This window comes from Vibrio viridaestus (genome assembly GCF_003856525.1).
GTDB classification, from domain to species: domain Bacteria; phylum Pseudomonadota; class Gammaproteobacteria; order Enterobacterales; family Vibrionaceae; genus Vibrio; species Vibrio viridaestus.
The window spans coordinates 430,796-444,045 of the sequence record NZ_RJVQ01000002.1 but is presented as its reverse complement, the minus strand read 5'-3'; the positions used below and the strand labels follow the sequence as shown (position 1 = coordinate 444,045).

At 43.0% G+C, this 13,250-nt stretch carries 11 protein-coding genes; 2 read left to right on the top strand and 9 right to left on the bottom strand.

Annotation, left to right across the window (positions count from 1 at the left end):
* Nucleotides 1–128: 128 nt before the first annotated feature.
* The 6 genes from odhB to sdhC all read right to left on the bottom strand — a co-directional run bounded on the left by odhB (nucleotide 129) and on the right by sdhC (nucleotide 7,494).
* Nucleotides 129–1,340: a 2-oxoglutarate dehydrogenase complex dihydrolipoyllysine-residue succinyltransferase gene (gene odhB / locus EES38_RS05970; protein WP_124936257.1), complete on the bottom strand. Its 1,212-nt coding sequence runs from the start codon at nucleotides 1,338–1,340 to the stop codon at nucleotides 129–131.
* Between the two features lie 28 nt (nucleotides 1,341–1,368).
* The gene (sucA, locus tag EES38_RS05965; RefSeq protein ID WP_124936256.1) at nucleotides 1,369–4,179 is read right to left on the bottom strand and encodes a 2-oxoglutarate dehydrogenase E1 component; all 2,811 of its coding nucleotides are present in this window, start codon (nucleotides 4,177–4,179) and stop codon (nucleotides 1,369–1,371) included.
* A gap of 88 nt (nucleotides 4,180–4,267) precedes the next feature.
* Complete coding sequence (locus tag EES38_RS05960) at nucleotides 4,268–4,981, bottom strand: succinate dehydrogenase iron-sulfur subunit (protein WP_124936566.1); 714 nt, start codon at nucleotides 4,979–4,981, stop codon at nucleotides 4,268–4,270.
* Between the two features lie 12 nt (nucleotides 4,982–4,993).
* Nucleotides 4,994–6,760 (bottom strand): succinate dehydrogenase flavoprotein subunit, encoded by a 1,767-nt coding sequence (sdhA, locus tag EES38_RS05955; protein ID WP_124936255.1) that lies wholly within the window; start codon nucleotides 6,758–6,760, stop codon nucleotides 4,994–4,996.
* Entirely contained in the window at nucleotides 6,761–7,108 is a 348-nt protein-coding gene (gene sdhD / locus EES38_RS05950; protein WP_124936254.1) for a succinate dehydrogenase, hydrophobic membrane anchor protein, read from the bottom strand.
* The gene (gene sdhC, locus EES38_RS05945) at nucleotides 7,102–7,494 is read right to left on the bottom strand and encodes a succinate dehydrogenase cytochrome b556 subunit (protein ID WP_124936253.1); all 393 of its coding nucleotides are present in this window, start codon (nucleotides 7,492–7,494) and stop codon (nucleotides 7,102–7,104) included. The genes sdhD and sdhC overlap by 7 nt, the downstream gene beginning before the upstream one ends.
* A gap of 395 nt (nucleotides 7,495–7,889) precedes the next feature.
* On the opposite strand from sdhC, the gene EES38_RS05940 reads away from it, so the two are divergent.
* Nucleotides 7,890–9,179, top strand: coding sequence for a citrate synthase (locus tag EES38_RS05940; protein ID WP_124936252.1), 1,290 nt, complete (start codon nucleotides 7,890–7,892; stop codon nucleotides 9,177–9,179).
* A gap of 60 nt (nucleotides 9,180–9,239) precedes the next feature.
* Here the strand turns inward: EES38_RS05940 and EES38_RS05935 are convergent, their stop codons facing one another.
* A complete protein-coding gene (locus EES38_RS05935; protein WP_124936251.1) occupies nucleotides 9,240–9,995 on the bottom strand; it encodes a Nif3-like dinuclear metal center hexameric protein in 756 nt (251 codons plus the stop codon).
* 79 nt (nucleotides 9,996–10,074) lie between these two features.
* On the opposite strand from EES38_RS05935, the gene EES38_RS05930 reads away from it, so the two are divergent.
* Nucleotides 10,075–10,839 (top strand): DUF1853 family protein, encoded by a 765-nt coding sequence (locus EES38_RS05930; protein ID WP_124936250.1) that lies wholly within the window; start codon nucleotides 10,075–10,077, stop codon nucleotides 10,837–10,839.
* A 40-nt stretch (nucleotides 10,840–10,879) separates the two neighbouring features.
* On the opposite strand, the gene pgm is transcribed toward EES38_RS05930, so the two are convergent.
* Together pgm and seqA are read right to left on the bottom strand one after the other, a co-directional pair.
* Nucleotides 10,880–12,526, bottom strand: a complete 1,647-nt coding sequence (gene pgm, locus EES38_RS05925) for a phosphoglucomutase (alpha-D-glucose-1,6-bisphosphate-dependent) (RefSeq protein ID WP_124936249.1) — start codon at nucleotides 12,524–12,526, stop codon at nucleotides 10,880–10,882.
* A 105-nt stretch (nucleotides 12,527–12,631) separates the two neighbouring features.
* Entirely contained in the window at nucleotides 12,632–13,213 is a 582-nt protein-coding gene (gene seqA, locus EES38_RS05920; protein WP_124936248.1) for a replication initiation negative regulator SeqA, read from the bottom strand.
* Nucleotides 13,214–13,250: the final 37 nt, after the last annotated feature.

Below are 13,250 nucleotides of genomic sequence, written 5' to 3'. Positions count from 1 at the left end.
TAAAACGTCTGTAGGATACTTATAAATTCACCAACTGACCTAAATTGCCAGTTGGCTCAATAGGCTAGACGTTGAGCTAGTCTAGCCTGAATACGTATAGACGTCTAGATTTCTATACGTATCTTTTATTAAACATCTAGCAATAGACGCGCTGGATCTTCTAATAGCTCTTTGATTGTTACTAAGAAGCCCACAGACTCTTTGCCATCTATGAGACGATGGTCATAAGATAGAGCTAAGTACATCATTGGTAGAATTTCCACTTTTCCATCCACAGCCATTGGACGATCTTGGATTTTATGCATACCCAAAATAGCAGCTTGAGGTGGATTGATTATTGGCGTAGACATCAGCGAACCAAATACACCACCGTTGGTAATTGTGAAATTACCGCCAGTTAATTCGTCTACTGTCAATTTGCCGTCGCGACCTTTAATTGCAAGATCTTTAATGCCTTTTTCGATTTCAGCTACGCTCAAGAGATCGCTGTTTCTCAATACAGGAGTGACAAGACCTCTTGGTGTTGATACTGCGATGCTAATATCAAAGAAATTGTGATAAACGATATCATCGCCATCCAGCGATGCATTCACTTCAGGGAAACGTTTTAAAGCTTCCGTTACCGCTTTTACGTAAAACGACATAAAGCCCAAACGGATACCATGACGTTTTTCGAAAACATCTTTGTATTGAGAACGCAAATCCATAATCGGCTTCATGTTAACTTCGTTAAAGGTCGTCAACATTGCCGTATTATTTTTCGCTTCTAACAAACGCTCAGCAATACGCTTACGCAAGCGAGTCATTGGCACTCGTTTTTCGCTTCTTGGCGCACTAGCACCTGAAACTGGGGCAGGTTCAGCAGGAGCTTGAGGTTTTTCCTTCAGCTTCGCAAGGTGGGCATCCACATCTTCGCGAGTAATACGACCACCCACACCAGTACCTTTCACATCACTAGGCTCTAGACCATGCTCAGCAAGAAGACGACGTGCAGTTGGACTTAACCAATCATTAGTTTCTTCATCTAGAGATGCTGTGTGGCGTTTATCTGGAGATGGCTGTGAAGATTCAGCCGTATCCGTTGTGGTATCACCAGCGACGACACCCGGCTTAATCTTAGCGAGAAGCTGTTTAGAAAGCACTGTCGCACCTTCTTCCTCAATAATCGCCTCAAGTACACCAGACTCTGGCGCCGGTACTTCTAAGACAACTTTATCCGTCTCAATATCCACTAAGACTTCATCACGCTCTACCGCATCACCAGGCTTCTTATGCCATGTAGCAACCGTAGCGTCTGCGACTGATTCAGGTAAATCTGGAACCAGAATTTCAATTGTCATATCTTGTTTTTCCTTTTACTTCTAGTTCTTAATCAAGAGTTAATGCGTCTTCAACCAACGCTTTCTGTTGTTTCAAGTGAACCGACATATATCCAACAGCTGGTGAAGCTGACGCTGGTCGACCTGCGTACTTCAAGATTGCACCATCAGGGATAGCAATCCTGAAATTATGCTGACTTGAGTACCAAGCACCTTGGTTCTGTGGCTCTTCCTGACACCAAACATAATCAACAACGTTGGTATACTCAGAAATAACAGCACGAACATGATCAACAGGGAAAGGATATAGTTGTTCGATACGAATAATCGCCACATCGTCTTGTTGATTATTGCGGCGTTGGTCAAGTAAGTCGTAATACACTTTACCCGAACAAAAGACGACGCGTTTTACCTTCTTAGGATCCAGCTCGTCCACTTCAGCAATAGCGGGTTGGAACGTTCCGTCATAAAGCTCTTCGAGAGTTGAAGTACATTGTGGATGTCTCAGGAGTGACTTAGGAGACATGACAATCAAAGGACGTCTCATTGGTCGAACAACCTGACGACGGATCATGTGATACACCTGTGCAGGAGTAGAAGGAACAACGACCTGCATATTCTGTTCTGCACACAACTGTAGGTAACGTTCAAGACGCGCTGAAGAGTGCTCAGGGCCCTGACCTTCATAGCCGTGAGGCAACAACATGGTTAAACCACATAATCTAGCCCATTTCTGCTCACCAGATGAAATAAACTGGTCGATTACCACTTGAGCACCATTTGCGAAGTCACCAAATTGAGCCTCCCAAATCGTCAAGCCGTGAGGCTCAGCGGTTGCATAACCATACTCAAACGCCAGTACCGCTTCTTCAGATAGAACCGAATCAATAACTTGGAATGGCCCCTGACTAGAATGGATATTTTTCAATGGAACGTAGACACTTGCATCGTTCTGATTATGTAACACTGAATGACGGTGGAAGAACGTACCACGACCAGAATCTTGACCTGAAATACGGATACGACTGCCATTATCGACTAACGTTGCATAAGCGAGTGTTTCTGCCATCCCCCAGTCGACGGGTTTTTCACCGTTCATCATTGATACACGATCGTTATAAATTTTTTCTACACGACTTTGTAATTTATGACTTTCCGGATATTTGCATATCTGTGAACCTAAATCGTAAAAACGTTTTTGTTCAATCTTACTATCCCACTCTTCATCCCAGTCATGAGCTAGATAAGGAGACCAATCGACAGAATGCATCGTCATTGGACGCCACTCTTTAACAACAACTTCCCCATGATCGAGAGCATCACGATATTCATTAACGAGCTGAGTCGCTAAATCAATATCACAGACACTTCTTTCCATCAGGGAATCGGCATAGAGCTTACGCGGAGTTGGATGTTTTTTGATTTTTTGGTACATCAAAGGCTGCGTCGCATTTGGCTCATCGGCTTCGTTATGCCCATGACGACGATAACAAACCAGATCAATGACAACGTCTTTTTTGAACGTATTACGATAATCCAACGCTATTTGAGTCACAAAAGCCACTGCTTCAGGATCATCTGAATTTACGTGGAATATAGGTGCCTGTACCATCTTAGCGATATCAGTACAGTACATCGTTGAACGTGTATCTCTTGGGTTAGATGTAGTAAACCCAACTTGGTTGTTGATAACGATTCGAATCGTTCCGCCAACCTGGAATCCACGTGCCTGTGACATATTAAATGTTTCGGCAACAACCCCCTGTCCGGCAACAGCAGAGTCGCCATGGATAGAAATAGGCAATACACGAGAACCATCTCGGTCGCCTAAACGATCTTGTCTTGCTCTTACGGAACCCATAACCACTGGATTAACGATTTCCAAGTGAGAAGGGTTAAATGCTAAAGCAAGATGAAGTGGCCCAGTTTCCGTTTCAAAATCAGCGGAGAAGCCCTGGTGATATTTAACGTCGCCAGTACCCCAAGTTTCATCGTGTTTTCCGGCAAATTCATCGAATAAGTCTTGTGGGCGTTTACCTAAAACGTTAACCAACATATTGAGTCGGCCACGGTGAGCCATACCAATAACAACTTCACGCATTCCCTGTTTACCCGCATGACGAATTAATTCCTTCATCATTGGGATTAACGCATCACCGCCTTCCAGAGAGAAGCGTTTTGCGCCTGGGAATTTTGCGCCGAGGTAACGTTCGAGACCTTCTGCGGCAGTTAACTCTTCAAGAAATGTAATCTTTTCTTGTTGAGAAAAAGATGGCTGGCCAACAACCGATTCGAGACGCTGCTGAATCCAGCGTTTCTGTTCAGTGTCCGTCATGTGCATGTATTCTGCACCAATAGAGCCGCAGTAGATTTTATTGAGAGACTCATAGATGTCTTTCAACATCATGGTTTCTTGACCGATAGCAAACGAACCGACGTTGAACGTCTCTTGCATATCGTCATCAGTAAGATTGTGGAAAGTAGGATTCAGCTCAGCAACAGGTGGACGTTGCCATAAACCTAACGGGTCTAATTGAGCAGCTTCATGACCGCGAAAGCGGTACGCGTTAATTAATTGTAGAACTTTAACTTGTTTTGCATCGACATCGGGATCACTAACTTGGACATTGTAATGCTTTGTCTCTTGAGCGAGTCGACGGAAGTAATCACGGACACGAGAGTGTGGTTGTTCAACCACATTTGCATTTGAGACGGGTAAGTCTTCAAACACACGTTTCCATTCCTCACTTACCAGATCGGGATCACTTAGATAGAGTTCGTAGAGTTCTTCTACATACGTTGCATTGGCGCCAGCCAAGTGTGAAGACTCGAGCCATGCCTTCATCACGCCGTTTTGCATATTTTCCCTTTACTAGTCATTTTGTCATTTGCTGCGCCGTTTTCACTCGGCGCTATAAGAATGCAGGTCCGAAGACCTGCAAATCATTTTATACTGAGCGCTTAATCAACATTGACTTGATATGACCAATTGCTTTTGTAGGATTTAATCCTTTAGGACAAACACTTACGCAATTCATAATACCATGACAACGGAAAACGCTGAACGCATCATCCAGATCGGACAAACGTTCATCGGTTGCTGTATCACGACTGTCGATTAACCAGCGGTATGCCGCAAGTAACCCAGCAGGACCAATAAACTTATCAGGGTTCCACCAGAACGAAGGGCATGATGTGGTACAGCACGCACACATAATACACTCATATAGTCCATCTAAGTGTGCACGTTCTTCAGGAGATTGCAAATTTTCCCGTGATGGCGGTAAGTTACCGTCAGAAATTAAGTATGGCTTAACTTTGGCGTAGTTGTCATAAAATTGCTGCATATCGACAATTAAATCACGAATCACAGGCAATCCAGGTAATGGACGGATAACAACCTTACCGTTTCCAGACAAAGCGGAGAGCGGTGTAATACAGGCTAAACCATTTTTCCCGTTCATATTCAGACCGTCAGAACCACATACACCTTCACGACATGAACGACGGAATGCAATCGTTGGATCCTGCTCTTTAAGCAAGATCAACGCATCCAGTAACATCATGTCTTTACCATCCGGTAATTCGAGGGTGTAATCCTTCATGTAGGGTTTGTTATCTACATCTGGATTATAACGGTACAAAGAGAAGTTAAGTTTCATCATGGTCTCCTCTTAGTAAGTACGAATTTTAGGTGGGAAAGCTTCACGATAAACAGGCGTCATATTGACATCGCGCTTGCTCATCTGCTCTGTTTCCGGGTTGTATATCGAGTGGCATAGCCAATTCTGATCATCACGATCTGGATAGTCAAAACGAGCATGAGCTCCACGACTCTCGGTACGATAGTTTGCAGCAACAGCTGTAGAGAATGCCGTTTCCATCAAGTTATCCAGTTCTAAACATTCAATACGCTGAGTATTAAACTCACTTGATTTATCTGCCAAATGAGCATTTTGCAGACGCTCTTTAATTTCTCGTAGCTCTTTAAGACCTTCAGCCATAGCATCACCTTCACGGAACACCGAGAAGCTATGTTGCATACAGTTCTGTAAATCTTTACGAATCTGTGCAGGGTCTTCACCACCAGTGCTATTTTCCCAACGCATGTAGCGAGCAAGGGATGCTTCAATATCAGACTCAGATGCATCTCGACCTTCAACTTGAGCTGAAAGCGTTTCACCAAGATGTAGACCCGTCGCACGTCCGAAGACGACTAAGTCTAGCAGTGAATTACCGCCTAAACGGTTAGCACCATGAACGGATACAGATGCGATTTCACCGCAAGCAAATAAGCCTTGGATATCGATATCTTTACCGTCGGCACCTTGCTTAAGGGCTTGACCGGAAACCTGAGTTGGGATGCCACCCATCATGTAGTGACAGGTTGGGATAACTGGAATAGGTTCTTTTACCGGATCGACGTGGGCGAAAGTACGTGACAACTCGCAAATACCAGGCAGACGAGATTCCAATACATCTCGGCCGAGGTGGTCTAGTTTAAGCTTGATATGTTTACCCCAAGGACCATCACAACCACGACCTTCGCGAATTTCAATCATCATTGAGCGAGCAACCACATCGCGACCAGCAAGATCTTTCGCATTGGGTGCGTAACGTTCCATGAAACGTTCACCATCTTTATTGAGAAGATAGCCACCTTCACCACGACAACCTTCTGTCACTAGCACACCCGCACCAGCAATACCAGTTGGGTGGAATTGCCACATTTCCATGTCTTGCATTGGTACGCCAGCACGCAGAGCCATGCCTACACCATCACCAGTATTGATATGAGCATTTGTTGTAGATGCATAGATTCGACCAGCACCACCTGTCGCGAGAACGGTCGCTTTCGATTTGAAGTAGCAAATTTCACCACTCTCAATACAAACAGCGGTACAACCCAGTACAGCTCCATCTTGGTTTTTCACCAAATCTAAAGCGTACCATTCAGAAAATATGGTGGTTTTATGTTTGATATTCTGCTGATAAAGCGTATGCAGAAGTGCATGACCAGTACGGTCAGCTGCAGCAGCTGTGCGTGCTGCCTGCTCTCCACCGAACTCTTTCGATTGGCCACCGAAAGGTCGCTGATAGATTGAGCCATTATCAAAGCGCGAAAATGGAAGACCCATTTTTTCTAGCTCGATAACAGACTCTGGGCCTGTTTTACACATGTACTCTATAGCATTCTGGTCACCGATATAATCGGAACCCTTAACCGTATCGTACATATGCCATTGCCAATTGTCTTTATGAGAGTTTCCCAATGCAACTGTGATGCCCCCTTGAGCAGACACAGTATGAGAACGAGTAGGAAACACTTTTGATAACAAAGCACATGTTAAGCCTTGTTCTGAAATTTGTAGTGCTGCGCGCATGCCTGCACCACCAGCGCCGATGACAACGGCGTCGAATTCTCTAACTGGAATAGTCACTTAAGCACCCCACAATACGAATAAGCCAGTAAAAAAGTACGCAAGCAAAGCGGCGATGACGACTAATTGTAAACCGGCACGTAACTTGGCACATTTGACGTAGTCTGTTAGTACTTGCCATAAGCCGATCCAACCATGAATCAGAATGCAAACTAACGTAATCATTGTGAAGACTTTAGTGAATGTACTACCAAAGAAAGAGGACCAGATTTGATAATCGATATTATCTGTAAAGGCCACAAAACTAACCATATACAGAGTGAATAGTGTCATGATGATAGCAGTAGCTCTAATCAAAATGAAATCATGGACACCATTTCTACCGACGGATGAAATGCTTTTTACCATACCAACACTCCAGCTAAAACAGATAGAAGGACAGTGATGCCGAAGCTCACTTTTGCTGTATAAGCGCCTGACTCTAGCTCTTCAAAATATCCAAGATCCATTATCAGGTGTCGAATACCACCAACGATGTGATACGACAGAGCAGTTAGTATTCCCCACAGGATGAACTTGACAAAGAAACCATCGACGATGTCGTGGGCGGTCTCAAAGCCTTGTGGTGATGATAGCGAGATCGATAACAACCAGAGCAGAATCCCAATCGAAACAAATGTGATAACCCCCGAAACTCGGTGAAGAATGGAGGCGATTGCTGTGATTGGAAAGCGGATGGTCTGTAGATCGAGATTTACAGGTCTTGACTTACTTTCTTTCACGGGCGTGCTCACTCAGCTCATTAGAGCTATTTATAGTTATAAACGAAAAAAATCAGTGATTAACCAACTTTAACAATAAAGTCACTTACTAGTATTGTTGTTGAGCGTTAATATGCAAGTTAACTCATTAAAAATGAGCATAAATATGAAATAGCATTTATACTCATTTTGCAGTCAAAGCGTGGTATATACTGAATTATTCTCAGCCAATATAAGGCGTGCAACATTCTACTACAAAATGTTTAACAAATTTTGTTACAGAGAACATATTTTTAACTTCGCAAAGTTCAAAAATCGAGTTTAGTGCACACAACGAATCAGAAAAATTGACTTTATCCCGTTACAAGGTAAGAATTTGGCTCGCAAACAATCCTGGACGGATTAAATAATAAACATAGGAGATTGTTATGGCAGATATAAAAGCGACCCTTCACATCGAAGGTAGAGCGCCAATCGAACTGCCGATTATTGATGGTGCAATGGGACCTCAAGTAATCGATGTTCGTCAACTGGGAGCTAATGGTTATTTTACTTTTGACCCCGGTTTTCTTGCCACTGCATCTTGTGAATCTCAGATCACGTATATCGATGGTAATAAAGGTGTTTTATTGCATCGTGGATATCCGATCGATCAACTAGCCAATAACGCCGATTATCTAGAAGTTTGTTACATCCTTCTATACGGCGAGGCTCCGAGCAGGAAGCAATACGAGGAATTTACCCATACGATTTCTCGTCATACCATGGTTCATGAGCAAATCGCGAGCTTCTTCCATGGTTTCCGTCGTGACGCACACCCAATGGCAATTATGGTGGGTGTTGTAGGTGCACTAGCTGCGTTCTACCACGATTCTCTTGATATAAATAATGACAGCCACCGTGAGATCGCGGCTTTCCGTTTACTATCAAAAATGCCAACCTTGGCAGCGATGTGTTATAAATATTCGATTGGTCAGCCATTCATTTATCCACGCAATGACCTAACTTATGCGGAAAACTTCCTTCATATGATGTTCGCTACACCTTGTGAAGATTACGAAGTGAACCCAATCGTTGCTCGTGCAATGGATAAGATTTTTACTCTTCACGCAGACCACGAACAAAACGCATCGACTTCAACAGTACGTCTAGCAGGATCCTCTGGCGCTAACCCATTCGCATGTATTGCCGCGGGTATCGCTTCTCTATGGGGCCCTGCGCACGGTGGAGCTAACGAAGCTTGTCTTCGTATGCTAGAAGAGATTGGAAGCGTTGAGCGTATTCCAGAGTTCATTACTCGCGCCAAAGACAAAGATGACCCATTCCGTTTGATGGGCTTCGGTCACCGTGTCTATAAAAACTATGACCCTCGCGCAACAGTAATGCGTGAAGCATGCCACGAAGTATTGAAAGAACTCGATATCAATGATCCATTATTAGATGTTGCGATGGAACTGGAAAGAATTGCTCTTTCTGATGAATACTTTGTTGATAAAAAACTATATCCGAATGTGGACTTCTATTCAGGTATCATTCTTAAAGCGATTGGTATTCCTGTTTCAATGTTCACAGTGATATTCGCGATGTCTCGTACCATTGGCTGGATTGCTCACTGGAATGAGATGCACAGTAACCCAGAAAGCCGTATTGGACGTCCAAGACAGCTTTATACTGGCGAAAAACTACGTGATTTCAAACCTCAGTTTGAACGTGAATAATTCCAGATTTGTTTGCATATAACAAAAAAGAGCGAGTGTAGACTCGCTCTTTTTTTATCATTAAACCGGATTATCGATATCAACAAAGGTAACATCAAATCCATGGTTTTCATTTAACCACTCTCCCAAAGCTTTTACGCCATAACGCTCTGTTGCATGATGACCTGCAGCAAAATAATCAATACCCTGTTCTCTCGCGCTGTATGTGGTTCGCTCAGAGACTTCCCCGGATATATAAGCATCAATTCCTTTTGCGGCAGCAAGGTCAATAAAGTCCTGCCCACCACCAGTACACCAGGCAATAGACCGTATTTCTTTATCTGAATCAGACGCTATATGAAGAGGAGTCCTATTTAGAACACGGGAAATTCGTTCTTTTAATTGTGAACTTTTGATCGGCTCAGCAAAAGATCCATACATTGAAACCGATTGCGGATGACCCTCTAATCCACCTTCTACCGTAATATCGAGAAGTTTGGCTAATTGAGCATTATTTCCCAACGTCGGATGAATATCTAAAGGAAGGTGATAAGCATAAAGATTAATATCATTCTGCATCAGCTTTTTAATACGCTTGCCCTTCATACCGCGAATAGATTCTGACTCGCCTTTCCAAAAATAGCCATGGTGGACTAAGAGTGCATCAACGTTTAATTCAATAGCTTTCTCAATCAATGCCAATGATGCCGTCACACCTGTCAGTATACGCTTCACTTCCCGACGCCCTTCTACCTGAAGACCATTGGGGCAATAATCTTTTATCAATTCAGGATTAAGCGTTTTATTTAGTAATGATTCCAGCTCTATGTTATTCATTATAATTCCTGTGAACAGTTCGTTAGCTCGTCCCTTTCAGGCTACAATGTCCGCTATAATAGTTCAACAAAGGTGAAATATGGATCTCAATCAGATAGCCAACTGGATCCGACAAAGCCCTTCTTTACTCGACGGAACTGACGTTATTGCTCCTGAGTTTCCCGATACCTTATATGATGGTGATAATCTCAATAAAGAGTATCAGGGTAATCATCGACTTGGTTTTATCTATCAGCACGTCTGTAGCCAGCTTTTTGCATCTTCGGCTCAATATCAGTTACTTGCTGAGGAAATTCAGTTAAACAATGAGCACAAACAGACGCTCGGTGCGATTGACTTTATTGTAGATAATCAAGCAACGCGACATATTGAACAATGGGAAGTTGCAGTTAAGTTCTATCTTCTGCATAACAGTTTATGGTACGGGCCAAATTCGCAAGATAGGTTGGATAAGAAACTGGAGAGAATGCTTAATCATCAGTTAACAATGTGCCAAACCTCTCTATTCCAAGAGACTTATCCTGACTGGAATCCTGTGGTTCCAAAGCTGCTCATGCAGGGACGTCTTTACATCAATCCCTTTCGACCCGAACTAATTCCGGAGCAATGCCTGGATATTCCAATTAATCTTGAACGAGTAAAAGGATTTTGGTGTTTTAAAAGTGAAGTCGATAAAATTGCAGATTCGCTTTACCCACTACAGAAATGGCAGTGGATAACGGGAGCAAGTGATTATCACGAACCCTTAGGAAATATCGGTGATCGATTCGTTCACGCTCAAACAAAAGATGGAACATTCTGGTTTGTGGTACCGGATGAATGGCCGAAAAAGACAAAAAAATAGGCGCCAAAGCGCCTATTTATTACTTCATTGAAGTATGGGATCACAACCCCGCGTCAGCGAATACCTGATTTACAATTTTCTGCGCTTCATCTTCAATCAGTTTTAAATGCTCTTCGCCTTTAAAGCTCTCACAGTAAATTTTGTAAATATCTTCAGTACCAGAAGGGCGAGCCGCAAACCAACCAAACTCAGTCGTTACTTTCAACCCACCAATAGCAGCACCGTTACCAGGAGCATGGGTTAAACGCGCTGTAATAGGATCGCCAGCAAGCGTTTCTGCAGAAACCATCTCGGGAGATAATTTCTTCAAAATATCTTTTTGTGCACCATTTGCCACAGCTTGAATACGATTGTACTTAGACTCACCATGTTTAGCGGCGAGTTCTTCATAATATTCTTGAGGGTTTTTACCCGTTACTGCGGTAATCTCAGCAGCAAGAAGGCATAAGATGATGCCATCTTTATCTGTTGACCAAGGCGTACCATCTTTACGCAAGAATGACGCTCCCGCACTCTCTTCGCCACCAAAACCAAACTCACCTGAATATAAACCATCAACAAACCATTTGAAGCCTACAGGCACTTCACACAGTTCACGGCCCAAGTCAGCTACGACGCGGTCAATAAGCGCGCTGGAAACGAGAGTCTTACCAACAGCAACGTCAGCTTTCCAAGATGAACGGTGACGATATAGGTAATCAATACACACAGCTAAGAAATGGTTTGGATTCATTAATCCTTTTGGCGTGACAATACCATGACGATCGTAGTCTGGGTCGTTACCAAACGCTAAATCATACTCGTCTTTCCATGCTAGCAAACCCGCCATCGCATATGGTGATGAACAATCCATGCGAATCACGCCATCTTTATCCAATGACATAAACTGGAAGGTTGGATCAATCGCTTCATTAACTAGTGTTAGATTAAGCTCATACGTTTTTGCAATTGAACGCCAATATTCAATGCCGCTACCACCAAGAGGGTCAACCCCTATCTTTAGGTTGGCTTTTTGAATCGCTTCGATATCAATGACATTCACCAAATCATTTACGTAGGGAGTAATAAGATCAACTTCGTTATATAAATCAGAAGATTTTGCCGTTTCAATATCAACACGTTTTACCGCTTTCAAGCCATCTGCAATGATGTCATTTGCACGGTCCTGAATAGCTTGAGTTAGTTCAGCCTCAGCTGGGCCACCATGGATTGGGTTGTACTTGATGCCGCCATCTTGAGGTGGGTTATGAGACGGAGTGATAACAATACCATCAGCCTTCTTATCACTAACTTTGTTGTAAGTCAGAATCGCATGAGAAACGCCTGGTGTTGGAGTATACCCATTATCAATTTGACCAATCACCTCGATACCATTAGCAATAAGAACTTCAACAACGCTTGAGTATGCAGGCTCAGATAACGCATGTGTATCTTTTCCAACAAACATCGGACCTTGAGTTCCCTTCTCAACTCTCACTTCTGCGATAGCCTGAGCAATAGCTAAAATATGATTTTCGTTAAACGTTGTTTTATTCGCAGTACCTCTGTGGCCAGATGTACCAAACTCCACTTTATGTGCAGCATTACTTGCATCAGGCTGACGCAAGTAATAATTGGCCACTAGTGCAGGGATATTCTGCAGATCTTCTTGGAGTGCTTTCTGTCCTGCTCGAGGGTGATTAGCCATATGACATCCTTTGTTATTAAAAATTTATTGGAAACAAAAATTATAATACTACGTGATAAATGCACATTCAGTCTCAAATTAGATACACACAGACTAAGAGTCTATTTAAATAGCATTAGAAACTTTCTCAATAATATCCATTGGAAAATTCATACGAGTCATCACCTGCTCTACCATTTGCTGTTTACGACTAGTATTTGTGTTGGTAATAACCCAAAAAGGAGTATCTGGAATTGCTTTTGGTTTGGTTGTATTGCCATGTTCGAGAAGCGTGCTTTCATTATCGGCAAAATAAACACGTTTACGCCCTTTCACTGACATTGCTGCAGAGAAACTCTCAGAATCAATACCATACAATGTCGAAAGAACTAACATAAAGCGATCGATAACTTTTTTACGTTCAGCAAAGGCATCCGAAATCAATAACTCTCTCATCGCTTTAACGGCATCGTGAGAATTAAGCTTACCTGCATCTTTACTGACAACGAGTCCTTCTGGTTGAACAACTGGAGCCACTTCTTCAGCAACTTGTTGTGTTACATCCTCTGTTACCGCTTTAACTAAACCCGAATCTGTTCCATCGACACCTAAAAGTCGGCGTAAAATATCAGAAGCACTTTCTCCGATATGACGGGTTTGGCTAGCAATGTAACGGTATAATTCCTCATCAACCTCAATTGTTTTCATTCGCTTTTCACAATCTCTATGTTTAAACTCTCAGGGA